Annotated in this window: 18 protein-coding genes; 16 read left to right on the forward strand and 2 right to left on the reverse strand. The window is 61.0% G+C overall.

Translation table 11 applies throughout. The annotated features are described in order from the left end of the window. Positions 1 to 91: 91 nt before the first annotated feature. From PRZ01_RS09815 to PRZ01_RS09885, 15 genes are all read left to right on the forward strand, one after another. Positions 92 to 4,879: a glutamate synthase-related protein gene (locus PRZ01_RS09815; protein ID WP_273596597.1), complete on the forward strand. Its 4,788-nt coding sequence runs from the start codon at positions 92 to 94 to the stop codon at positions 4,877 to 4,879. Positions 4,880 to 4,906: 27 nt separating this feature from the next. Beyond that, positions 4,907 to 6,382, forward strand: a complete 1,476-nt coding sequence (locus PRZ01_RS09820) for a glutamate synthase subunit beta (RefSeq protein WP_273596598.1) — start codon at positions 4,907 to 4,909, stop codon at positions 6,380 to 6,382. Between the two features lie 291 nt (positions 6,383 to 6,673). Further along, positions 6,674 to 7,111, forward strand: coding sequence for a type IV pilin protein (locus PRZ01_RS09825; RefSeq protein WP_273596599.1), 438 nt, complete (start codon positions 6,674 to 6,676; stop codon positions 7,109 to 7,111). After that, entirely contained in the window at positions 7,105 to 7,722 is a 618-nt protein-coding gene (locus tag PRZ01_RS09830; RefSeq protein ID WP_273596600.1) for a GspH/FimT family pseudopilin, read from the forward strand. The genes PRZ01_RS09825 and PRZ01_RS09830 overlap by 7 nt, the downstream gene beginning before the upstream one ends. A gap of 11 nt (positions 7,723 to 7,733) precedes the next feature. Then, positions 7,734 to 8,147, forward strand: coding sequence for a type IV pilus modification PilV family protein (locus PRZ01_RS09835; protein ID WP_273596601.1), 414 nt, complete (start codon positions 7,734 to 7,736; stop codon positions 8,145 to 8,147). Continuing rightward, positions 8,144 to 9,301 carry a PilW family protein gene (locus tag PRZ01_RS09840; protein WP_273596602.1) on the forward strand — a complete coding sequence of 386 codons (1,158 nt, stop codon included), beginning with the start codon at positions 8,144 to 8,146 and terminating at the stop codon, positions 9,299 to 9,301. The genes PRZ01_RS09835 and PRZ01_RS09840 overlap by 4 nt, the downstream gene beginning before the upstream one ends. After that, on the forward strand, positions 9,301 to 9,990 hold the full coding sequence (locus tag PRZ01_RS09845; protein ID WP_273596603.1) for a pilus assembly PilX family protein: 690 nt from the start codon (positions 9,301 to 9,303) through the stop codon (positions 9,988 to 9,990). The genes PRZ01_RS09840 and PRZ01_RS09845 overlap by 1 nt, the downstream gene beginning before the upstream one ends. Positions 9,991 to 10,016: 26 nt before the next feature. Further along, complete coding sequence (locus tag PRZ01_RS09850) at positions 10,017 to 14,522, forward strand: PilC/PilY family type IV pilus protein (protein ID WP_273596604.1); 4,506 nt, start codon at positions 10,017 to 10,019, stop codon at positions 14,520 to 14,522. Positions 14,523 to 14,550: 28 nt separating this feature from the next. Beyond that, positions 14,551 to 15,270 carry a hypothetical protein gene (locus tag PRZ01_RS09855; RefSeq protein WP_273596605.1) on the forward strand — a complete coding sequence of 240 codons (720 nt, stop codon included), beginning with the start codon at positions 14,551 to 14,553 and terminating at the stop codon, positions 15,268 to 15,270. A gap of 122 nt (positions 15,271 to 15,392) precedes the next feature. Then, positions 15,393 to 16,187: an ABC transporter ATP-binding protein gene (locus PRZ01_RS09860; protein ID WP_273596606.1), complete on the forward strand. Its 795-nt coding sequence runs from the start codon at positions 15,393 to 15,395 to the stop codon at positions 16,185 to 16,187. Continuing rightward, a complete protein-coding gene (mlaE, locus tag PRZ01_RS09865; RefSeq protein ID WP_409993828.1) occupies positions 16,184 to 16,975 on the forward strand; it encodes a lipid asymmetry maintenance ABC transporter permease subunit MlaE in 792 nt (263 codons plus the stop codon). Before PRZ01_RS09860 ends, mlaE begins: the two co-directional genes overlap by 4 nt. Before the next feature lie 33 nt (positions 16,976 to 17,008). Beyond that, the gene (gene mlaD / locus PRZ01_RS09870) at positions 17,009 to 17,494 is read left to right on the forward strand and encodes an outer membrane lipid asymmetry maintenance protein MlaD (RefSeq protein ID WP_273596607.1); all 486 of its coding nucleotides are present in this window, start codon (positions 17,009 to 17,011) and stop codon (positions 17,492 to 17,494) included. Continuing rightward, positions 17,491 to 18,246: an MlaA family lipoprotein gene (locus PRZ01_RS09875; RefSeq protein WP_273596608.1), complete on the forward strand. Its 756-nt coding sequence runs from the start codon at positions 17,491 to 17,493 to the stop codon at positions 18,244 to 18,246. The genes mlaD and PRZ01_RS09875 overlap by 4 nt, the downstream gene beginning before the upstream one ends. Before the next feature lie 87 nt (positions 18,247 to 18,333). Continuing rightward, the gene (locus PRZ01_RS09880) at positions 18,334 to 18,996 is read left to right on the forward strand and encodes an MlaC/ttg2D family ABC transporter substrate-binding protein (protein WP_409993829.1); all 663 of its coding nucleotides are present in this window, start codon (positions 18,334 to 18,336) and stop codon (positions 18,994 to 18,996) included. Positions 18,997 to 19,010: 14 nt separating this feature from the next. After that, positions 19,011 to 19,322, forward strand: a complete 312-nt coding sequence (locus PRZ01_RS09885; RefSeq protein WP_273596609.1) for an STAS domain-containing protein — start codon at positions 19,011 to 19,013, stop codon at positions 19,320 to 19,322. Between the two features lie 63 nt (positions 19,323 to 19,385). On the opposite strand, the gene PRZ01_RS09890 is transcribed toward PRZ01_RS09885, so the two are convergent. Both PRZ01_RS09890 and zwf read right to left on the reverse strand, forming a co-directional pair. Continuing rightward, positions 19,386 to 20,246 carry a MurR/RpiR family transcriptional regulator gene (locus PRZ01_RS09890; protein WP_273596658.1) on the reverse strand — a complete coding sequence of 287 codons (861 nt, stop codon included), beginning with the start codon at positions 20,244 to 20,246 and terminating at the stop codon, positions 19,386 to 19,388. 67 nt (positions 20,247 to 20,313) lie between these two features. After that, the gene (gene zwf / locus PRZ01_RS09895) at positions 20,314 to 21,759 is read right to left on the reverse strand and encodes a glucose-6-phosphate dehydrogenase (RefSeq protein ID WP_273596610.1); all 1,446 of its coding nucleotides are present in this window, start codon (positions 21,757 to 21,759) and stop codon (positions 20,314 to 20,316) included. 263 nt (positions 21,760 to 22,022) lie between these two features. On the opposite strand from zwf, the gene tal reads away from it, so the two are divergent. Continuing rightward, positions 22,023 to 22,967: a transaldolase gene (gene tal, locus PRZ01_RS09900; RefSeq protein ID WP_273596611.1), complete on the forward strand. Its 945-nt coding sequence runs from the start codon at positions 22,023 to 22,025 to the stop codon at positions 22,965 to 22,967. Positions 22,968 to 22,970 lie beyond the last annotated feature (3 nt).

A 22,970-nucleotide genomic window follows, 5' to 3' on the forward strand; every position in this document is an offset into this window, starting at 1 on the left:
ATAAATCGACTCTGACCCTAATTATTTTTACTTGATCCAATTGCTGCGGCGCAGTAATCTCCGGGCGTCGTCGAATTTCCAGGAGTGCGCCATGACCAAGGCAGCTGAATTTCAAGTCGAGAAGCAAGACCTGAGTGCCAATGGCCTCTACCGTCCACAGAACGAGAAGGACGCTTGCGGCCTGGGTTTTGTGGCGCACATCAAGGGCCTGAAGGCGCACAGCATCGTGCAGCAGGGTCTCAAGATTCTTGAAAATCTGGACCACCGGGGTGCGGTGGGTGCCGACAAGTTGATGGGTGATGGTGCTGGCATCCTGATCCAGATCCCTGACGACTACTACCGTGCCGAGATGGCGCGCGCGGGTGAGGCACCTGATGGCTCCATTGGCGTGGCGCTACCGCCGCCTGGTGAGTACGGTGTGGGTATGATTTTCTTGCCCAAAGAGCACGCCTCGCGTTTGGCTTGTGAGCAGGAGTTGGCCCGTGCCATCAAGGCCGAAGGCCAGGTGCTGTTGGGCTGGCGCGATGTGCCGGTGGATGCAGACATGCCTATGTCGCCCCTGGTGCGCGAGAAAGAGCCCATCATCCGGCAGATCTTCATCGGCCGTGGCCCGGACATCATTGTTCCCGACGCTTTGGAGCGCAAGCTCTACGTCATCCGCAAGACCGCCTCCAGCGCGATCCAGGCGCTGCAGTTGACGCACAGCCGCGAGTACTACGTGCCCAGCATGAGCTGCCGCACGGTGATCTACAAGGGCTTGCTGCTGGCCGATCAGGTGGGGCGTTACTACAAGGATTTGGCCGACACACGCGTGGTCTCGGCCATCGCTCTGGTGCACCAGCGCTTCTCGACCAATACTTTCCCCGAGTGGCCGCTGGCCCACCCCTACCGCATGGTGGCGCACAACGGTGAGATCAACACCGTCAAGGGCAACTTCAACTGGATGCGCGCCCGCGAAGGCGTGATGAAGTCGCCGGTGCTGGGTGACGACCTGCTGAAGCTGTACCCGATCAGCTTTGAGCACCAGTCCGACACGGCCACCTTCGACAACGCCATCGAGCTGTTGACCATGGCAGGCTATCCTCTGGCCCATGCCGCCATGATGATGATCCCTGAAGCCTGGGAGCAGCATGAGCTGATGGACGAGCGCCGCCGCGCCTTCTATGAATACCACGCCGCCATGATGGAGCCGTGGGACGGCCCGGCCGCCATGGTCTTCACCGATGGCCGCCAAGTCTGCGCCGCGCTGGACCGCAATGGCTTGCGCCCCGCCCGATATTGCATCACCGACGATGACTTGGTGGTTTTGGCCTCTGAGTCAGGCGTGTTGCCGATTCCTGAAAACAAGATCGTCAAGAAGTGGCGTTTGCAGCCGGGCCGCATGTTCTTGATCGACCTGGAGCAGGGCCGCATCATTGATGATGAAGAGCTGAAGAACCAATACGCCAACGCACGCCCCTATCGCCAGTGGATCGAGAACGTTCGCGTCAAGCTGGACGATATCGACGCGGTGGAAGGGGCGCCTGCCGCCTTCGCCTCTACCTTGCTGGATCGCCAGCAGGCTTTTGGTTTCACGCAGGAAGACATCAAATTCCTGCTGGCGCCCATGGCCAGCGCGGGCGAAGAGGCCACCGGCTCCATGGGCAACGACTCGCCCCTGGCCGTGCTCTCGAGCAAGAACAAGCCGCTGTACAACTATTTCAAGCAGCTGTTCGCGCAAGTGACGAACCCGCCGATCGACCCGATCCGCGAGAGCATCGTGATGTCGCTCAACAGCTTCATCGGGCCCAAGCCCAACCTGTTGGACATCAATGCGGTCAATCCGCCCATGCGTCTTGAAGTCTCCCAGCCCGTGCTGGACTTCAAGGACATGGCGCGCCTGCGCCAGATCGAAGCGTACACGAACGGCAAGTTCAAGAGCTACGAGCTGGACATCAGCTACCCACGTGCTTGGGGTCCGGACGGTGTGGAAGCACAGCTGGCCTCCCTGTGTGCGGAGTCAGTGGACGCGATCAAGAGCGGCCACAACATCCTCATCATCACCGACCGCAATCTGAGCGCTGACCGCGTGGCCATCCCGGCTCTGTTGGCCCTGAGCGCCATCCACCACCACTTGGTGCGTGAAGGTCGCCGCACCACGGCGGGCCTGGTGGTTGAAACCGGTACGGCTCGCGAGGTGCATCACTTCGCAGTGCTGGCGGGCTTCGGCGCCGAGGCGGTTCACCCCTATCTGGCACTCGAAACGCTGACCGACATGGCGGCAGAGTTGCCCGGCAATCTGTCGGCTGACAAGGCGATCTACAACTACATCAAGGCTGTGGGTAAGGGCCTGTCGAAGATCATGTCCAAGATGGGCATTTCGACCTATATGTCTTACTGCGGCGCGCAGATCTTCGAGGCCATCGGCCTGCAGACTGATTTTGTCGAGAAGTACTTCCGCGGTACGCCCACGCAAGTCGGCGGCATCGGCGTGTTTGAGGTGGCTGAAGAAGCCATTCGCCTGCACCAAAGCGCTTTTGGCGACGACCCTTTGCTGGAAAACATGCTGGACGCTGGCGGCGAGTACGCCTGGCGCAACCGCGGTGAAGAGCATATGTGGACGCCGGACGCCATTGCCAAGCTGCAGCACAGCGCGCGCAGCGGCAAGTTCGATACCTACAAGGAATACGCTCAGATCATCAACGACCAAAGCAAGCGTCACATGACCTTGCGCGGCCTGTTTGAGTTCAAGTTCGACCCGACCAAGGCGATTCCGCTCGACGAAGTCGAGCCTGCCAAGGAAATCGTCAAGCGCTTCGCTACCGGCGCCATGTCGTTGGGCTCCATCAGCACTGAGGCCCATGCCACCCTGGCCGTGGCGATGAACCGCATCGGCGGCAAGAGCAACACCGGCGAAGGTGGCGAGGACCCTGCGCGTTATCGCAACGAGCTCAAGGGCATCAAGATCAGCGCGGGCACCAAGGTCAGCGATGTGATCGGTGGCAAGGTCATTGCAGTCGACTATGAGCTGAAAGAGGGCGACTCCCTGCGCTCCAAGATCAAGCAGGTGGCGTCAGGCCGTTTCGGTGTGACCACCGAATACCTGGTCAGCGCCGATCAAATCCAGATCAAGATGGCCCAGGGCGCCAAGCCGGGCGAGGGGGGGCAATTGCCCGGCGGCAAGGTGACCGAGTACATCGGCATGCTGCGTTATTCGGTGCCGGGCGTGGGCTTGATTTCACCGCCGCCGCACCACGACATCTACTCCATTGAAGACCTGGCGCAGCTGATTCACGACCTCAAGAACGTCAACCCCAAGGCCGACGTGTCGGTCAAGCTGGTGAGCGAAGTGGGTGTTGGCACGATTGCCGCAGGCGTCACCAAAGCCAAGGCCGATCACCTGGTGATCGCCGGCCATGACGGCGGCACGGGCGCCTCCCCCTGGTCGTCTATCAAACACGCGGGTACACCGTGGGAGCTGGGCCTGGCTGAAGCGCAACAGACCTTGGTGCTCAACCGCCTGCGCGGCCGTGTGCGGGTGCAGGCCGACGGCCAAATGAAGACCGGCCGCGACGTGGTCATTGGTGCGCTGCTGGGTGCCGATGAATTCGGTTTTGCCACCGCACCTCTGGTGGCCGAGGGCTGCATCATGATGCGCAAGTGCCACCTCAACACCTGCCCCGTGGGCGTGGCCACGCAAGACCCAGTGCTGCGCGCCAAGTTCACGGGCCGGCCTGAGCACGTGGTCAACTTCTTCTTCTTCATCGCTGAAGAAGCTCGCCAGATCATGGCGCAACTGGGCATCCGCAAGTTCGATGACTTGGTGGGCCGCAGCGACCTGCTGGATACCCGCAAGGGCATTTCGCACTGGAAGGCCAAGGGCCTGGACTTTGCTCGGGTGTTCCACCGCCCGGTGGTGCCGGCCGACGTGGCTCGCATCCACAACGATGTGCAGGATCATGGCCTGGAGCGCGCACTCGACGTCAAGTTGATTGAAAAGTGCCTGCCCGCTTTCGAGCGCGGCGAGAAGGTGCAATTCATGCAGGAGGTGACCAATGTACGCCGCACTGTGGGCGCCATGCTGTCGGGTGAGTTGATTCGTCGCCGCCCCGAAGGGCTGCCTGATCACACCATTCACATCCAGATGGAAGGCACGGGTGGCCAAAGCTTCGGCGCCTTCCTGGCCCAGGGCATCACCTTCTACCTGATCGGTGAAGCCAACGACTACACGGGCAAGGGCTTGTCCGGTGGCCGCGTGGTGGTGCGCCCGTCGATCGACTTCCGGGGTGATGCCACACAAAACATCATCGTCGGCAACACGGTGCTGTACGGCGCGACCCGCGGCGAGGCCTTCTTCCGCGGTGTGGCGGGCGAGCGCTTTGCGGTGCGCCTGTCGGGTGCCTCGGCGGTGGTTGAGGGCACGGGCGACCATGGTTGCGAATACATGACCGGCGGTACGGCGGTGGTGCTGGGCAAGACTGGCCGTAACTTTGCCGCCGGCATGAGTGGTGGCATTGCCTACGTCTACGACGAAGATGGCCAGTTCGCCAAGCGCTGCAACACTGCCATGGTGGCATTGGACAAACTCTTGTCCGCCACTGAGCAGGAGGCCACGGTCGAGAAAGCCCTTTGGCATCATTTGGGTGACGCGCCTGCGCAGACCGACGAAGCCATCCTCAAGAAGATGCTGGAAGACCATCACCGCTGGACGGGCAGCCAGCGCGCTCGCCACATCCTCGACCACTGGGCCGAATCGCGGGCCAAGTTCGTCAAGGTCTTCCCGCACGAGTACCGTCGCGCCTTGGGCGAAATCCACGCCGCCAAGCAAGCCGCCCAGACGATTGAGCATGCCAAGGGCCAAGACGGTGGCAAGTCCGCCGCCAAGCCCGTCAAGGCCTGATCACGAACACACAAGGAATAAAGCACCATGGGAAAAGTCACTGGCTTCATGGAGTACGAGCGTCTGGACGAAGGCTATGAGCCGGTCAACGCCCGCGTCAAGAACTACAAGGAATTCGTCATCGGCCTGAACGCCGAGCAGGCGAAGCAACAGGGCGCTCGTTGCATGGACTGCGGCACGCCGTTCTGCAACAACGGCTGCCCGGTGAACAACGTCATTCCGGACTTCAACGACCTCGTGTACCGCGGTCGCAATGAAGACTGGGCCAATGCCATCACCATCCTGCACAGCACCAACAACTTCCCCGAGTTCACTGGCCGCATCTGCCCCGCACCCTGCGAGGCCGCCTGCACCTTGAACGTGAATGACGACGCCGTGGGCATCAAGTCCATCGAGCACGCCATCATCGACCGCGCCTGGGCGGAAGGCTGGGTCAAGCCCCAACTGCCCAAGCTCAAGACGGGCAAGACGGTGGCCGTGGTGGGCGCGGGCCCCGCAGGCTTGGCAGCTGCACAGCAGTTGGCGCGTGCCGGCCACAGCGTCACGGTGTTCGAGAAGAACGACCGGGTCGGTGGCCTGCTGCGCTATGGCATTCCGGACTTCAAGATGGAGAAAAGCCACATCGACCGCCGCGTGGCGCAGATGGAGGCTGAAGGCGTGGTGTTCCGCACCGGCGTGATCGTCGGCGCGCTGCCCGAAGATAGCAAGATTACCAACTGGGCCAAAGAGAGCATCAGCCCTGACGAGTTGAAGGCGCAGTTCGACGCCGTGCTGCTCAGTGGTGGCAGCGAGACCTCGCGCGATCTGCCTGCGCCCGGCCGTGAGCTCAGCGGTATCCACTTCGCGATGGAATTTTTGCCGCAACAGAACAAGGTCAACGCTGGCGACAAGCTCAAGGGTCAAATCCGTGCTGACGGCAAGCATGTGATCGTCATCGGTGGCGGTGACACCGGCAGCGACTGTGTGGGCACCAGCAACCGCCACGGCGCCAAGAGCATCACCCAGTTCGAGGTGATGCCCCAGCCACCCGAGGTGGAAGACCGCCCCCTGACCTGGCCCTACTGGCCGCTCAAGCTGCGCACATCCAGCAGCCACGAAGAGGGCTGCGAGCGCGAGTTTGCTATCTCCACCAAAGAATTTCTGGGTGAAAAGGGCAAGCTCACCGGCGTGAAAACGGTGCGCGTCGAGTGGCAAGCCGGCAAGATGGTGGAGGTGCCGGGCTCCGAGCAAGTGCTCAAGGCCGATCTGGTTTTCCTGGCCATGGGCTTTGTGTCGCCCGTTGCGACGGTGCTTGATGCTTTTGGCGTCAACAAAGACGCACGCGGCAATGCCAAGGCGAGCGTGGACTTGATCGGCGGCTATCAAACCAATGTGCCCAAGGTGTTTGCCGCGGGCGACATGCGCCGGGGGCAGTCCTTGGTGGTGTGGGCAATCCGCGAAGGTCGCCAAGCCGCCCGTGCCGTGGATGAATTCCTGATGGGATCGAGCAACCTGCCGCGTTGACCCGGCTCCGCACCTTTGAAAAGCCACTCTTGAGTGGCTTTTTTCATGGCCTGAAGCCCGCGCAAGCCGGGCAATATGGCCGCTGCACGGTCGCGTGTGGCTGCCTTGGCGCGCGCGCTCAACCGTTCATCGCAAGTGTCGGCGCGTTTGTCGCCCGGAGGCTGCGAAATGAGCACTAGTGCACAACTCTTTCATGCAGCACTGCCGAAAATGGCACCAATCCGCCTCTTCAAGCGGTCGCAGGGATGGCGTCCCGGACCGGTAAGAGGCGCAACTTCACAAGGTTTCGTCATGCGCCCAGTCCAGTCTTCGTCCTCTGCCGCTGCTGCGGGCTTCACCTTGGTTGAATTGATGATCGTGGTGGCGATCGTTGGCATCTTGGGCGCCGTGGCGCTGCCGGCCTACAAGGACTACATTCGGCGCGGCCAGTTGCCTGAAGCCATGGCCACCATGGCAAATGGCCGCATCCTGCAAGAGCAGTACTACCAGGACAACCGCACCTATGGCGCCGGCGGCAGCTGCGGGGCGAGCCTGCCCGCCAGCACCACGCATTTCACCTACGCCTGCTCGGCAAATGGGCAGACTTACACCCTTACCGCCACAGGCTCCAGCGGCGCGGCGGTGGGCCATGTCTACACCTTGGATCAAAGCAATGCCCAGGCGACGACGCTGTTCAAGGGATCCGCTGTTACCAAAGCCTGCTGGCTGATCAAGGGGGACGAATGCTGAATGCAGCAACTCCTTTGCGGCAGCGCGGCGCGAGCTTGATCGAAATCGTCGTGGTGATGGCGATTCTGGCGGGCTTGCTGTCCGCCGTCATGCCTTCGGTCAGCGACTGGTTGCGTGGCTTGAAGGTGCGCACCGCGGCAGACTCCATGCGCAACGGCATGGAGATCGCGCGCATGGAAGCACTCAAGCGCAACACCACCGTCACCTTCTGGCTGGTGCAAGACGGCACGGCGCAGGTGCCAGGCAATGCCTGCGTGCTGTCATCGAGCTCAGCGGCCTGGGTGGTCAGTGTGGTCGACCCCACGGGCGCTTGTGGCGTGGCAGCTTCATTGACGGAGACGCCGCAACTGGTTCAACACTCCACGGGCGGTGAAAACGCGCCGGGCCTATCAGTCAGCGCCATTTCTGCCGCCGGCAACGGCGCAACCCGCGTCAGTTTTGACGGTTTGGGACGGGTTGCGAACACCGCCGCTGGCATTCACCTGGTGGATGTCACGGCCGCGTCCGGCACGGCCCGCCAGTTGCGGGTCATGGTGGACTCGGGCGGCGCGATCCGCATGTGCGACCGGGGTGTGACTGCTCCCGATCCGCGCGCCTGCCCAAGCACTTGAAGGAGTTGGTCATGATCCCTCGTCATTCTTCTTCACGCGCCCAAGGCGGCGTCGTTTTGCTTGAAGCTTTGATCGCCATGCTGATCTTCGCGTTCGGGGTTTTGGGGCTGCTGGGGCTGCAAGCCTCGATGACGTCGGCGCAAACCACCTCCAAATTCCGTGCGGATGCGGCTGATCAGGCCTCGGACCTCTTTGCGCTGATCCAGACCGACAACTTCGCCAACCTGGCCTACTACAGCACCTCCGGTTGCGCGGGTTATGTGCGCTGTGCCGATTGGTTGCGCAAGGTGAAAGCGAGTTTGCCGGGCGCTGAATTCACGCTGACGACGGACGCCGCTGCTGGCACCGTCAGCTTGAAGCTGACCTGGCAGCAAGGCTCCCAGGCAAGCAACAGTTACAGCACTTCTATGGTGTGGCAGCAATGATCGCAACTTCGTTTCATGCGGGCGCTTCTCGTCGGCATTCAGCGGGCTTCACCTTGGTCGAGTTGATGGTGGGGGCTGCAGTCGGCCTGCTCGCCACGCTGGTCATCGCGCTGGTGATGTCCAAGGCCGAGGGGTTCAAGCGCAGTGCAGCTTCAGGCACTGACGCCCAGGTCAACGGTGGCATGGCGATATACGCCCTGCAGCGTCAGCTCAAAATGGCCGGCTATGGCCTGATCACCGCCAGCGCCGCCCAGGGCTGCACCTTGTCGGCAAAGCAGGGCATGGGCACCTTGCCCACCACCTTGGCACCGGTCTTGATCACGGCGGGCGCCAACGGGGCCTCCGATCAGATCCGGGTTTTGGGGAGTTCCAAAACCAGCTATTCCTTGCCGACCAAGGTCATCGCGCCGTATTACGACCCCCACGACACGACGGGCAAGGCCCTGCGCTTTGCCGTGGCCACAGCCCTGGGGGCCAATGGCGGGGATTTGATGGCGGTCATCTACGGGGCCGACAAGCCCTGCCAAATTTTTCAAGTCAGTGCGGACCCCAGCATCATTCGTCAAATTGACCGGGTTGACGACGGCAAATGGAATCAGCCGGGCTTCCCGGACACGGCAACAACGCCGTTGTCCAGTTCATTCACGCCTTTTTTGGTCAATCTGGGCGCCTTGAGTGACGTCACCTATTCGATCAGCGCAGATTTTCGTCTGCAGCAAAGCACGGTGGACTACACCACCTTGCTGACCAGCAGTCAGGATGTTCAATCCAATATCGTGGTGTTGAAGGCCCTTTACGGCAAGGACACCGACATGAATGCCACGGTGGACACCTACGACAACGTCGGGCCCAAGAACAACGCCGAATGGATGCAGGTCAAGGCGCTGCGGGTGGCTGTGTTGGCGCGCAGCGCGCAGTACGAGAAGGACGAGGTCACCACCACGCTGCCGCAGTGGGACGTGGGCTCGGTGGGCACCATTCCGGACGCCTCGACCTGCGGTACCAGCAAGTGCATTACTTTGCACGCCGATCTTGTGTCGTCGGACTGGAAGCACTACCGCTACAAGGTCTTCGACACCCTGGTGCCGCTGCGCAATCAAGTCTGGTCTGACTTTGTGACAACGCCTGGGGCGGCCACCAGTTCGGGGCAATGATGAATACATATCCTCATTTGGCACGGGTGCTGCGGGCATCCCCCTTGCAGCGCGCACAGCGCGGCGTGTCCTTGATCTTCGCCTTGATGGCTTTGGTGGTCTTGACCCTGGGCTCCGTGGCCCTGTTGCGTGCGGTGGATACCGGCATGCTGGTGTTGGGCAATCTGGGCTTCAAGCAAGATGCCTTGGCAGCAGGCTCGGTGGGCACGGAGACGGCTGTTGCCTGGTTGCAGGCCAATGCGGGTACCACCTTAGATTCGACACATGCCGACAAAGGTTATTCAGAAATCGCCTATTCGACTTTGGACCCCACCGGGCGGGGTATTGCGGCCGGTGTGGTCAATCCGGTGCTGGTCGACTGGGACGGCAACAGTTGCAAGGTGGCCGGCGTGAAGGGGACGCCGGTTTGTGTCAAAGCGTCGCCGGCCATTGTGGCGGCGGGTGGCAACAGCGTGAACTTTGTCATCACCCGCTTGTGCGCGAAAAATGGGCCGCCAGACAGTACCAACGATTGTGCGGCACCCATCTCCACCACCACCACCACCAGCGTCAACAAGGGCGGGTTTGGCTATGCCAGCGCGCGTCCGCTCGGCGGGGCGTCCAGTTTGGGCACCTACTACCGCATCGTCACCCGTACTGCGGGTGTGCGGGGGACGGTGAGTTACACCGAAACCCTGGTTCATTTCTGACCTGATCCGTGATCCGCGAGGCCATCATGAAGAACTCCCGCTTGTACCCGCTCGCCGCCCTGTTGGGCTTGTGCCTGGGCCTGGTGGCCGCCGAGCCTGCGCTCGCCGCAACCGACATCGCCACCGCGCCCTTGTTCACGACCACCACCACCAACGTCAAGCCGAACTTGATGTATTTGATGGATGACTCCGGCAGTATGGCCTGGGACTTCATGCCCGATGACGCCAGCTTTGGCACGGGCGATTTCAATTCTGTCTACGGGCGCCGTGCCGCGCAATGCAATGGCGTGGCCTTTAACTCAGACAGTGCCAAATATCCCTACACCCTGCCTGTCGATGCCTCGGGCAACAGTCTGGCCAATGCCAGTACGGCCTTTCTCGGCGGCACGGCCACCAGTTCAGGCAGCCCCAACTATTTGACCAGCGGCAGTTTGAACAATCTGGCGGGCAGTTATCGCGCCACCAGTCTTTCATCCAATGCAGTGGTCAGCAGTGGCTCCGTGACCGCCACGATGTCGAGCAGCACCTACACCTACACCGCCGGCATGGTGGTGACCCTGTACGGCAACAGCAGCAGCACCTACATGATTGGCAAGGTGACCAGCTGGAATTCATCCACCAAGGCTTTGGTCATCAATGTGGCGATGTCGGTGGGCTCGGGCAGCTTGAGTGCCTACTACTACGTCGGCCTGGGATCACCCATCGACAATGTGTACTACACCTACAGTGGTACCCAGACGGCCCTCAATTACCTGTACCCCAACAATGCGCTGAACACCTCGACCACCTTTTACAAGGAGTGCAACAGCGCCATCGGCAGCAGCCCCGGGGCAGCAGTATTCACTGCGAATATCGTCACGCCAGGCTCTGACATTGCGCAGCGCTATGCCAATTGGTACTACTACTACAGCATTCGCATCAGTATGCTGAAGACCAGCATGTCGCTGGCGTTCTCAAAGATCGACAACAACTTCCGCGTTGGCTTCAGCACCATCAATGAAACCACGGCGCTGCCGACCCTGGGCCTCGCTGACTTTGATGCCACGCAGAAGACCACCTTCTACTCCAAAGTCAACGCCATCGTGCCCAATCACAGCACCCCCCTGCGGGCGGGCTTGGCGAAGATGGGGCGCTACTACGCTAAAAAGCTGACGGGGCAAACCGTCGACCCGGTGCAGTACTCCTGCCAAAAGAATTTCACCATTCTGTCGACCGACGGCTACTGGAACGGCTCTACCGGCGAGGACGTGGCCCTGGACGGCACCAGCACCGTGGGTCAGCAGGACGCAGGCACCACATTGCGGCCGATGTATGACGGCGGGGTGACGACGGCCACGACCACCAAAACCTGGAAGATTTCCGCCACAGGGACGCGCACGATTGCGACGACAGGCAATTCGGTCAGCACCACCAGCAGTTCGGTCACCACCACCACCACCACGCCGCACACGACCAAGACCTACAGCCTGACAACGCCAGCCGCTCAAACCCATTACAACATCACTGGTTTGTCGCGGTGCAGCTCGGGTAGCCCCTGCCCGATCACAGTCACAACCAGTACAGCGACGGGCTATACAGTCGGCACACCGATCACGGTCAGTGTCGGCGACGCAAACTATGACGGGAATTGGACCGTTGCAAGCATCAGCGGCACGACATTGACGTTCAATATGTCCAGTCGCCCTAGCAGGCCGACGAGTACGACGGGTACGGTGAGCAAGGCCGTGGGCGGTTCAGGGTGCCCGGTGGGTCAGGGCTACCTGATCACCGCCACGGCCACATACAACAGTTTTGCCACCAGTCTCAAAACGACAACGCTGACCACCACGACACCAGCGACCTCAACGTCGATTTATAACTTGACGCAAACGACACCGATGACGGAAGTCATTACGGTGGTCAACGGCGTGCAGAGTTCTGACGTCACTACGGCCGGCACCGTTGCCAAGACCCAAGGCAGCCTGGTCAGCGGCCCGACGATCGTGTTGGGTGCACCGGGGCAACCGCAATCCAGCGTCACCACCACCCCGGGGACATTGCCTTCTTCCAGCCCGGTTGCAGCCACGGGCAGCCCGAGCACAGGCAATACTTGCACCGCGTCACCGCCCACCAATACCGACACGACCAGCTCCCCCAGCAACTCAACGGGCGCGACCGTGGTGGGCACACCTACCGGGCCAACTTTTGTTGCCGGCAATGGCACACCCCTGACCACCGACAGCCTGGGTGCCGGCGTGACGGGCCCAGTCACCACGACCACCAGTTCATCCAACAGCGGAGGCAGCAGCGACAGCCTGGCAGACGTGGCCATGTACTACTACATGACCGATTTGCGCGATACCGGCTTGAGCAATTGCACCGGTGCGCTGGGTACCTCGGTGTGCGACAACAACGTTCCTGCCAATGGTTTGGACAGTGCTCAGTGGCAACACATGACCACCTTCACCATGAGCCTGGGCGTGAACGGTACCTTTCAGTACGACCCCAATTACGAGACCCAGGCCAGCGGCGATTTCTACAACATCGTATCGGGTAGAGCAAACTGGCCGGTCCCAGACATCGATGCGGGCGCGGTCAATATCGATGACTTGTGGCATGCCGCCGTCAATGGGCGGGGGCATTACTTCAGCGCCAAAGATCCTGCAACCTTGTCTTCAAGCCTTCTGTCGGCCTTGAATACCATCAAGGCGGTGACGGGGACTTCTTCCGCTGCGGCGACCAGCACCTTGCAGCCGGTGACAGGCAACAACGGGGTGTACATCGCCCAATTCACCTCATCGCAGTGGACGGGTGATTTGCGAGCCTACACCATTGATCCGGACTCCGGGGCTATTGTCACGAAACTGGCTGACGGCACTGATACAGCAGTCTGGTCCGCTGCGTCTTTGCTTTCCCCCACCACCACGCGCAATATTTATTACTTCAAATCAGGCTCCGGCAATGCCGGTACCCTGCGCAGTTTTACTTACGACAATTTGAAGACGGACAGTCTTAATGGACTCTTCGACAACGCTTGCAGCAAAACCCCTGCGCTCACGCAATGCGGCGGGTTGACGGGCACGAACGCAGACCCTGTCAATTCAGGCAGCAATATGGTGAGCTTCCTCTCTGGTCAAGCCCAGTCGCAGTACCGCACCCGTACCCAAGTGCTGGGCGACATCGTCAACTCCTCGCCGGTCTATGTGGGCGCGCCGGGGTTGTCGTATTCTGAAAACGCCTATGCCACCTTCCAGACGGCGCAGGCCAGTCGCGCTGCGACCCTGTATGTCGGGGCGAATGACGGCATGTTGCATGCCTTTGACGCCAAGACAGGGGTAGAGCGTTGGGCCTACATTCCCGGCATCGTGATGCCCAAGCTCTATCAACTGGCCGACCAGTACTATCAATCTCTGCACCAATACTATGTGGACGCGACGCCGGTGGTGGGCGATGTCTATATTGGCGGCGCCTGGAAGACGATTCTGGTGGGCGGGCTGAATGCTGGCGGCGCAGGGTACTACGCCCTCGATATCACCAATCCCAACGCGCCCGTTGCCTTGTGGGAGTTTAAGGACTCGAAGTTGGGCCTGAGCTTTGGCAACCCGGTCATCACCAAACGCAAGAATGGCGCCTGGGTGGTGGCCTTCACCTCGGGCTACAACAATGCCGACGGTGGTGGCCATCTCTTCATGGTGGACGCCGGCACGGGTGCACTGCTACAGACAATCGATACTGGCGCGGGCTCTGCGGCCAGCCCTAGTGGGCTGAACAAACTCAACGCCTGGGTGGACTCCGACATTGAAAACCTGGCCACCCGTTTCTACGCTGGTGACTTGCTGGGCAATATCTGGCGCTTTGACACTGACGGATTGCTCGAACCTAAAAACAAAGCATTCAACGTGGCTCAATTGTTGGTGGCCGGTGTGCCCCAGCCCATCACCACGCAACCCCAGTTGGGTTTGGTGACCTATAAAGGCAGCGACTTTGTGGTGGCGTATGTGGGCACCGGCGAGTACCTGGGCAAGACCGATGTCAGCAACACCGCGCAGCAAAGCATCTATGCCGTCAAGGATGCTTTGGGCACGGTCAGCCTGGGCGATGTGCGAGCCAGTGGCACTTTGGTGAAACAAACTCTGGTGACCAATGGCAGTCTGCGTACGGTGGACAACGCCAATCCGGTGGACTGGACCGTGAAGAACGGCTGGTACGTTGACTTGCCCAGTGCAGGCGAGCGAGTCAACATCGACATGCAACTGGCCTTCAATATCTTGACGGCGGCCGGCAACATCCCAGGCACCACGGCCACCGATTGCACCAAGGCAGGTGACGGCACTTCATGGTTGTATCAACTGGACATTCTGACGGGCAAAGCCACGGCGCAATCACTCACCTCCACGGTAGCGGGCCTGGCCGCAGTGATGCTGAACACCCGGGTGCCGGTGACCATCGTTACGAAGACTGATGTGTCGCCGCCCTTGCCGGTGGTGGGCTCCGCCTCGGGTTTGACGCAGGGCCCTCCGCGCCGCAGTTCATGGCGTGAGTTGATCGACTGACGCCGGGGTGCTTGAAACGCAAAGTTGCATGAATTTTCGTCAAGGGCGCGCCTGGTTTTGGTGTGCTGCGGCTGCCCTGGCGGGGCATGGCTTGGTCTTGCTTGCCTTGGCGTGCCCTGCGCCTGCTTGGGTGCCGGCGTTCTCCCGCGATAGTGCGGGTGAGCCTGCAAGCACCGCCGGGCATCGATCCGACAAGGCGGTGCGCATTCGATGGAATGCTGAGTCAGACTGGCGTTTGGCTCGGCCGATCGTCGAGGTGACGACTGAAGTGCCCGAAGCAGCCTCAGCGCCTATCACCATGCCCGCGGACGCACCGTTGCCTGAGCGCCTACGCGGCGACCCGACACTTGGCGATGCACCCGCCCCGGTGCAGGCACTGGCGCTCATCGGCTCGGCGTCAAAGACCCCGGCGGATGGCAGTGAATGGGATGGTTATGTCCCGAGGCCCAAGCTCACACAGCCGCCGGTGATGCGGGAATCCCCCATGCTGCCCTGGCCAGATGGCTGGACGGCGGACGGGCATTACCGCGAAATTCTGGCCCTGTATATCGATGAGAAAGGGGTGGTTCAACGCGTGCGGGTGGAGGGGGAAGGCCTGCCGCCGGCGTTTCAGGACCTCGCCAGAAAAACCTTTATGGGTGTTCAGTTTGTGCCTGGGCAGTTGACGGGGCGCGATGTCAAGTCGTTGATTCGCGTTGAAGTAAATTTTGATGAAGATCCTCACGCCAAAGCCAAGGGGCTTCGTTGAGCGGCCCCAACGTGGGTTCGGGGATTCCCCTATGATGTCACCTTTGCCAATCGGGCGTTGAGCCCATCCGTCCAAGGCTCATGGCGCCCCAATCAAGCTCACAATCTCCTCTCGCTACTCCTATGATCGAACTGCGCGATGTCAGCTGCGGTTATGGGGATCGGGTGATTCTGGAGTCCGTCAACCTGAGCCTGCCACGCGGCAAGGTGCTTGCCTTGATTGGCACATCCGGCGGAGGCAAGACCACTGTGCTTCGCCTTCTGGGGCGGCAGATCCGGCCGCTCAAGGGGCAGGTTTTGTTCGACGGGCAAGACCTCGCGCCCCTCCAGTTGGACCAGCTCTATGCCGTGCGTCGCCGCATGGGCATGTTGTTTCAGTTTGGCGCCTTGTTCACCGATCTTTCGGTGTTCGAGAATGTTGCCTTCCCGTTGCGTGAACATACAACGCTGCCCGAGTCGATGATTCGTGACTTGGTGCTGATGAAGCTCAACGCCGTGGGCCTGCGTGGCGCACGCGACTTGATGCCCGCCGAGGTTTCGGGCGGCATGGCTCGCCGTGTGGCCCTGGCCCGGGCCATCGCCCTGGACCCCGATCTCGTGCTGTATGACGAGCCTTTTGCGGGCTTGGACCCAATTTCTCTGGGTGTTGCTGCCCGTTTGATTCGTGATTTGAATGACGCTTTGGGGCTGACCAGTGTCATCGTTTCGCATGACATCCATGAAACCTTCGCGATTGCCGACGAAGTGGTAATGATTGCCAATGGTCGGGTGGTGGCGCAGGGCACGCCGGATGAGTTGCGCCACAGCGAAGATCCCTTGGTGCAGCAATTCGTGGGTGCTCACGCCGATGGGCCGGTGCGCTTTCATCAACCCGCGGTGCCGGTGGCACAAGACTTTGGCCTGGGGGCAGCGGCATGAGCGGCGCGTTGAGCGGATTTCTGGCGTCCGTGGGGCGGGCGACCCGATCCCATCTGGCCGCTGTTGGCGCGGGCACGCGACTGCTGATGCAGTTGTTGATGCGCACGCCGCAAGCCTTGCAGCGATTTGGGCTGGTGCGTGAGCAGGTTTACTTTCTGGGCAACCGGTCCTTGTCCATTATTGGTGTCTCGGGCTTGTTCGTCGGTTTTGTGCTGGCCTTGCAGGGCTACTACACCTTGCAGCGGTACGGCTCGGCGGAGGCCGTGGGTTTGTTGGTGGCGCTGAGTTTGGTGCGTGAGTTGGGGCCGGTGGTGTCAGCGCTGCTGTTCGCCGGGCGGGCAGGCACTTCGTTGACCGCAGAAATCGGTTTGATGAAGGCTGGCGAGCAACTCACCGCGATGGAGATGATGGCGGTCGACCCGCTCACCCGGGTGCTGGCGCCGCGGTTCTGGGGCGGCTTCATTGCCATGCCTTTGTTGGCGGCCTTGTTCTCGGCCGTTGGCGTGGTCGGCGGGTGGTTGGTAGCGGTGGTGTTGATTGGCATCGACCCCGGCGCGTTTTGGTCGCAGATGCAAGGCGGCGTTGAGGTTTTTGCCGACGTGGGCAACGGGGTCGTTAAGAGCCTGGTGTTTGGCGTGACCGTCACCTTTGTGGCATTGCTGCAGGGCTACACCTGCCAACCCACACCTGAAGGCGTGGCGCAGGCCACCACACGGACGGTGGTGGTTTCTTCGCTGGCGGTGTTGGCACTTGATTTCGTGCTGACAGCCATGATGTTTTCGATCTGATTTTGCAGAACACACAAGTTTTTGGAGCACGGCATGCAAGCCTCTCGACATGACGCAAGCGTAGGTTTTTTTGTGGTGCTGGGCGCCGCGGCCTTGCTGTTTTTGGCCTTGAAGGCCGGCAATCTGCTGAGCCTGAATTTCGATGAAACCTATCAAGTGACGGCCAAGTTCGACAATATCGGCGGGCTCAAGGCGCATGCGGCGGTCAAGAGTGCTGGCGTGGTTGTGGGCCGCGTGGAGTCCATCGTTTTTGACGACAAGACCTTTCAGGCCAAGGTCATCATCAATTTGCAAAAGAAGATGGCCTTCCCCAAAGACAGCTCGGCCAAGATTCTCACCGCCGGTTTGCTGGGCGAGCAGTACATTGGGCTGGAGGCTGGTGCTGAAGAAAAGAATCTCGGCGCGGGCGACAACATCAGCCAGACCCAGTCCGCTGTGGTGCTGGAAAACCTGATTGGCCAATTTCTCTACAACAAGGCGGCGGACAGCGCCCCTGCGTCTTCGGGATCCAAGCCATGAGCGAGCACAGATCGTGGCGTCGTCTGGCGGTGTTGCTGATGGCGCTGATGCTCAGCGCTTGCGCCAGCTTGCGCGGCCCGGGCGCCCAGGGGCAAAAACTCGACCCTTGGGAGTCCTGGAATCGCAAGGTTTTCAGCTTCAATGACGCGTTGGACGAGCATGTGCTGGTGCCCGTGGCTACCGCGTACAGCGAGTTGGTGCCGGCGCAGATTCGCCTGTCCATCGACAACTTTTTCGGCAACGTCAACGATGCCTGGTCCACGGTGAACCTGCTGTTGCAAGGCCGTTTCAAGTCGGGCGTTGAGCAGGGCATGCGTTTTGCCGTCAACACCACCCTGGGGTTTGGGGGCTTGCTCGATATCTCCACCGAGGTGGGACTCGAAAAGAAGAGTGAAGACCTGGGCAAGACGTTTGGCCGCTGGGGGTTTGGCACCGGGGCTTACATTGTGTGGCCGCTGTTCGGCCCTTCATCGGTGCGCGACACCTTGGCCATCCCTTGGGATTGGGCTGCCTCGCCCTCCATGCTGTTCGAAGACGGCAGTGCCAAAGTGGCCATTTACAGCTTGCAGACCATCAATGCGCGCGCCAACTTCTTGCGCGCCAGCCAAATGCTTGAAGGCATTGCGCTGGACAAATACACCTTCTACCGCGACGCTTATCTGCAGCGTCGGGGCAGTTTTTCGGACGATGACGAGTTCGAAGTGCTGACGCCTGAAAAGCCGGTCAGCGAAAATCCCCAGGCTGGGCCGTAAAACTTTGTAGCCGTGGTGCACCAAAGAGTGCCCGCGGCGTTCAAGAACGTGGCTCCCTGAACCCCTGTAAGAAAGAATAATCACACCATGATTGCAAGCAAGCGTCTGTTTTTGATCTGCGGTTTCCTGTCGGCGGGCGTGATGGCTGCCTTGAGCTTGCCCGCGCATGCGGCGGATGCCTCGGCGCCGGATTTGCTGATTCGCCAGCTGTCCCTGGAAACACTTGAAGCCGTGAAGTCGGACAAAGCCATTCAAGGCGGCGATGTCCAGCGGATCATTACGCTGGTGGACACCAAGGTCATGCCTCATGTGAACTTCCAACGCATGACCTCGTCAGCCGTGGGCCGCTTCTGGCGACAGGCCACGCCCGAGCAGCAAAAGCGCCTGCAAGAAGAGTTCAAGACCCTGCTGGTGCGGACCTATGCAGGCGCCTTGACGCAGGTGAAGGATCAGAGCATCGCCCTCAAGCCGCTGCGCGCCAGCCCGACCGATACCGAGGTGGTTGTGAAGACGGAAATCCGTGGCAAGGGTGATCCGATCCAGCTGGATTACCGCCTTGAAAACAATGCCGGCGTCTGGAAGATCTATGACGTTAACGTGTTGGGCATTTGGCTGGCGGACCAGTATCGCAACAGTTTTGCCCAGGAAATTGGTGCCAACGGCATTGATGGTCTGATCAAGACCCTGGTCGAAAAAAACCAGAAGGCCAGCGGCGCAAACACTGCCAACGCCTCGGGTGCCAAGGCCTGATGTCTGAGCAAAGCATGCTCAAATTGCCGGCCACCGTGCGCCTGCATGATGTGCCGGCCCTGTGGCAGAGCTGGCAGGCCATTCTGCAAGTTGAAGCGCACCAGCTGTGCAATGCGGCCTCGGTGCAGCTCAAGATCAGCGCCGCTGAATTGCAAGACTTTGATTCCGCCGTGCTCACCCTGCTGCTGAGCGCCTCCCGCTTGTGTCGCCAAGAAGGCGTGCAGATGCAGGTCTGCCATGTTCCCCTTCAACTGCGCGAGTTGGCCAGGGTGTACGGCGTGGCAGAAATTTTGTGGCCTGAGTTGGTCGAGGCCCGCGCAGACTGATTTCCGGTGAAGGCATACGCTGCCGCAGTGCTTGCCTTCGCGCCGCGGCCTCGTCCGCCTTGATCAGCTGGCGTAGCGTTTGCTGCGCAGATTGCGCTTGATTTCCTGCAGCATGGGGCGCAGGGTTTGGCCCAAGCGCAAGGCCACGCCGGTGGTGAGAATGTCCACCGCAACAAGGTGCAGCAGGCGTGACACCATGGGGCTGTAGCGGTCGTAATCTTCGGGGTGGTCTACTGCCAGCAGAATTTGCCCCTGGCTTTGGGCCAAGGCCGCCAACGGTGAACCGCTGGCCGTGATGAAGATAAGCGTGGCGCCCTTTTTGCGGGCGATGTCGGCCACGTCCAGCATGTCGCGGCTGCGGCCTGAGTTGCTGATCAACACCGCGCAGTCACCCGCTTGCAGCATGGTTGCACTCATCAATTGCACGTGCCCGTCGCTGCACGCTGCGGTGTTGACGCCGAGCCTGAAGAATTTGTGCTGCGCGTCTTGCGCCACGATGCCGGAATTGCCCACGCCGTAAAACTCGATCCGCCGCCCGTTCACCGCCGATTCGGAGAGCGCGTTGACGGCGCGCTCAAAGGCGTGGCTGGCTGCGTCGTTGCGGTAGTGCAGCAGTGCGGCGACGGCGTTGTCCACCACCTTGACGATCAAGTCGGCCGGCTTTTCGTCTTCATCCACCGCCCGGTGCACGAAGGGCACGCCTTCATTGACGCTACCTGCGAGCTTGCGTTTGAAATCAGCCAGCCCGTCGTAGCCCACGCTGCGGCAAAAGCGCACCACGGTCGGTTTGCTGACATGGGCGCGGTCGGCCAGTTCACTCACCGGCAGATTCGTGAAGGCGCGGGCGTCGTTCAGCAGCAACTTGGCCACCCGCTGTTCGGCGGGCGGCAGGGCGGGCAAAGCCGCCTTGACGCGTTCGAGAATGCTCATTTCAGCCCCCTGCGGACGGTGGTTTTAGCGCCGGTATGCTGCAAGTGAACGGTGATGGTGCTCACTCTTCTTCGCCCCAGGCGAAGCCGTCACGCGCCACCAAAGCGCTCGAAGCTGCCGGCCCCCATGAGCCCGCGCTGTAAGGTCGTGGGCCGCTGTTGTCGGCCTTCCAGGCGTCCAGAATGGGCTCGACCCAGCGCCAGGCCTGCTCCTGCTCGTCGCTGCGCACGAACAGGTTCAGGCGGCCCGCGATGGCGTCCAGCAGCAACCGCTCGTAGGCGCCGACGCGGTTGGCGGCAAAGGCCTTGTCAAAGTCCAGGTCCAGGGAGACGGGTGCCAGGGCTTCGCCATGCGCGCCCCCTTTGGCGGCAAGCAATTGCAGTTCCAGGCCGTCCTCAGGCTGCAGCTTGATCACCAGCCGATTGGCTTGGTTGGTGCCTTGGAAAATCGGGTGCGGCACCTGCCGGAAGTTGATGACGATCTGCGCATCGCGCTCCGCCAAACGCTTGCCGGTGCGCAGGTAGAAGGGCACGCCGGCCCAGCGCCAGTTTTGCACCTCGGTACGCAGCGCGACAAAAGTCTCGCACGGGCTGTCCGAGGGAACTTTGGCTTCGTCCAGATAGCCCACCACCGGCTGGCCATCAGCAGTGCCGGCGCGGTACTGGCCGCGCACCACATCGCGCGCCACGCTCTCGGCCGTGAAGGGCTTGAGCGAGCGCAGCACCTTGAGCTTTTCGTCGCGGATGGCGTCAGCGTCGTTGGTCGATGGCGGCTCCATGGCAATCATGGTCAACAATTGCAAGGCATGGTTTTGAATCATGTCTCGCAGGGCGCCGGTCTCGTTGTAGAAGGGCCCGCGGGTGCCAACGCCCAGGCGCTCGGCCAGGGTAATCTGGATGTTGGCAATGCTCTCTCGACGCCACAGCGGTTCGAAAAAGGCATTGCCAAAGCGCAGCGCCATCAAGTTTTGAACCGACGGCTTGCCCAGGTAGTGGTCAATGCGGTAGGCCTGTTCTTCCTTGAAGACCGAGCGCACGACACGGTTGATCTGTTGCGCGCTCGCCAGGTCATGGCCCAGGGGTTTCTCGAGCACCACGCGCACCCGGTCGTGGTTCAGGCCGGCGGCGCCCAGTTGCTCGCACACCTGCGTAAACAGGTGCGGGCTGGTCGCCAGGTAGAACACCACGGTGTCGGCTTGGCGCTCGTCCAGCCAGTCTTTCAGGCGTTGGTAGTGCTCGGGCTGCGACAAGTCCATGCGACGGTAATGCAGCAGGGCGGCGAATTTCTCGAACTCTTCGTCATTGGGTCGTTTGGAACCGTCGACTTCTTGAAACCGCTCTTTCAGCCACTCGCGGTAACGCTCGTCCGGCATGTCGTCACGCGCCACCGCCAGAATCCGCCCGCCGGCCGGCAGCTTGCCGTGACGGAAGGCCTGAAACAGGGCCGGCATCAGCTTTCTCCAGGTGAGATCGCCGGTGCCGCCAAAAAATACGAGGTCGAATGACATAACGCGTTGAAGCCTTGAGAGAAGGGCGCTCGCTTCACCCGGAGGTGGCACGGCGGACAAAGAATTGTTGATGTAACAAAGTTTCTGGAATTATGATGCCGGAGTTTCGTGATTCGGTCAATGCGGCTTGCCCTTTTGACAGGTTTCATGGGGGTTTTGTCGCGGCTTAGTCTGTAACCGAACCTCAGGCGCTTCCACCCAGGCCAGCCTGGAAGTGGTGAAACGGTTCTAATACGGGATTGCCCTCACACACTGCAATAGCCATGAATCAACTCGACCAACTCAAGTCTTTCACCACCGTGGTTGCCGACACCGGCAATTTTCTGCAACTGGCGCAGTTCGCGCCGCGCGACGCCACGACCAACCCGTCCTTGATCTTGAAGGCGGTGCAGTCGCCTGACTATGCCCCTTTGCTGAAGGACACCGTGGCCGCCCACAAGGGCAAGCCGCTGGATGAAATTGTGGATGCCGTGCTGGTGCGCTTCGGCCTCGAAATTCTCAAGGTGGTGCCGGGCCGGGTGTCGACCGAAGTGGACGCACGGCTGAGCTTTGATGCTGCCGCCACCGTGGCGCGGGCCCGCCGCGTCATGGCGCTGTATGAAGCGGCCGGCATTGGCCGCGACCGCGTGTTGATCAAGATCGCCTCCACCTGGGAAGGCATTCAGGCAGCGGCCGAGCTGGAGCGCGAGGGCATTCACTGCAACCTCACATTGCTGTTCTCCTTCTGCCAGGCGGTGGCCTGCGGCGATGCTGGTATCCGCTTGATCTCGCCGTTTGTTGGCCGTATCTACGACTGGTACAAGAAGAGTGCTGGCGCGGCCTGGAACGAAGTGGCCAGCAGCGGCGCCAACGACCCTGGTGTGAAGTCGGTGGCGCAGATTTTCAATTACTACAAAAAGCACGGCATCAACACCGAGGTGATGGGCGCCAGTTTCCGTAATGTGGGCCAAATCCAGGCGCTGGCGGGTTGCGATTTGTTGACCATCAGCCCCGATTTGCTCTCGCAGTTGCAGGCGCTCGACGCGCCGCTGCCTTGCGCTCTGGACGCTGCGGCAGCCCGTGCCGCGGATGTGCCCAAGGTTTCTTTCGATGAAGCGGGCTTCCGCTTCGCCCTCAACCAGGATGCCATGGCCACCGAGAAGTTGGCCGAAGGCATTCGCCTCTTCGCCGTCGACTCGGCCAAGCTGGATCAGATGATTGTGAGTTGAACG

Origin of the sequence: Roseateles koreensis (assembly GCF_028595305.1) — a bacterium.
GTDB classification, from domain to species: domain Bacteria; phylum Pseudomonadota; class Gammaproteobacteria; order Burkholderiales; family Burkholderiaceae_C; genus Paucibacter_A; species Paucibacter_A koreensis.

Excerpts from the sequence above, each read along its gene's own strand:
- PRZ01_RS09830 (WP_273596600.1), top strand. The coding sequence starts at position 7,105 with ATGCTGAATGCAGCAACTCCTTTGCGGCAGCGCGGCGCGAGCTTGATC.
- mlaD (WP_273596607.1), top strand. The coding sequence starts at position 17,009 with ATGCAAGCCTCTCGACATGACGCAAGCGTAGGTTTTTTTGTGGTGCTG.
- PRZ01_RS09825 (WP_273596599.1), top strand. The coding sequence starts at position 6,674 with ATGCGCCCAGTCCAGTCTTCGTCCTCTGCCGCTGCTGCGGGCTTCACC.
- PRZ01_RS09835 (WP_273596601.1), top strand. The coding sequence starts at position 7,734 with ATGATCCCTCGTCATTCTTCTTCACGCGCCCAAGGCGGCGTCGTTTTG.
- tal (WP_273596611.1), top strand. The coding sequence starts at position 22,023 with ATGAATCAACTCGACCAACTCAAGTCTTTCACCACCGTGGTTGCCGAC.
- PRZ01_RS09880 (WP_409993829.1), top strand. The coding sequence starts at position 18,334 with ATGATTGCAAGCAAGCGTCTGTTTTTGATCTGCGGTTTCCTGTCGGCG.
- PRZ01_RS09875 (WP_273596608.1), top strand. The coding sequence starts at position 17,491 with ATGAGCGAGCACAGATCGTGGCGTCGTCTGGCGGTGTTGCTGATGGCG.
- PRZ01_RS09855 (WP_273596605.1), top strand. The coding sequence starts at position 14,551 with ATGAATTTTCGTCAAGGGCGCGCCTGGTTTTGGTGTGCTGCGGCTGCC.
- PRZ01_RS09820 (WP_273596598.1), top strand. The coding sequence starts at position 4,907 with ATGGGAAAAGTCACTGGCTTCATGGAGTACGAGCGTCTGGACGAAGGC.
- PRZ01_RS09860 (WP_273596606.1), top strand. The coding sequence starts at position 15,393 with ATGATCGAACTGCGCGATGTCAGCTGCGGTTATGGGGATCGGGTGATT.
- mlaE (WP_409993828.1), top strand. The coding sequence starts at position 16,184 with ATGAGCGGCGCGTTGAGCGGATTTCTGGCGTCCGTGGGGCGGGCGACC.
- PRZ01_RS09840 (WP_273596602.1), top strand. The coding sequence starts at position 8,144 with ATGATCGCAACTTCGTTTCATGCGGGCGCTTCTCGTCGGCATTCAGCG.
- zwf (WP_273596610.1), bottom strand. The coding sequence starts at position 21,759 with ATGTCATTCGACCTCGTATTTTTTGGCGGCACCGGCGATCTCACCTGG.
- PRZ01_RS09815 (WP_273596597.1), top strand. The coding sequence starts at position 92 with ATGACCAAGGCAGCTGAATTTCAAGTCGAGAAGCAAGACCTGAGTGCC.
- PRZ01_RS09885 (WP_273596609.1), top strand. The coding sequence starts at position 19,011 with ATGCTCAAATTGCCGGCCACCGTGCGCCTGCATGATGTGCCGGCCCTG.
- PRZ01_RS09845 (WP_273596603.1), top strand. The coding sequence starts at position 9,301 with ATGAATACATATCCTCATTTGGCACGGGTGCTGCGGGCATCCCCCTTG.
- PRZ01_RS09850 (WP_273596604.1), top strand. The coding sequence starts at position 10,017 with ATGAAGAACTCCCGCTTGTACCCGCTCGCCGCCCTGTTGGGCTTGTGC.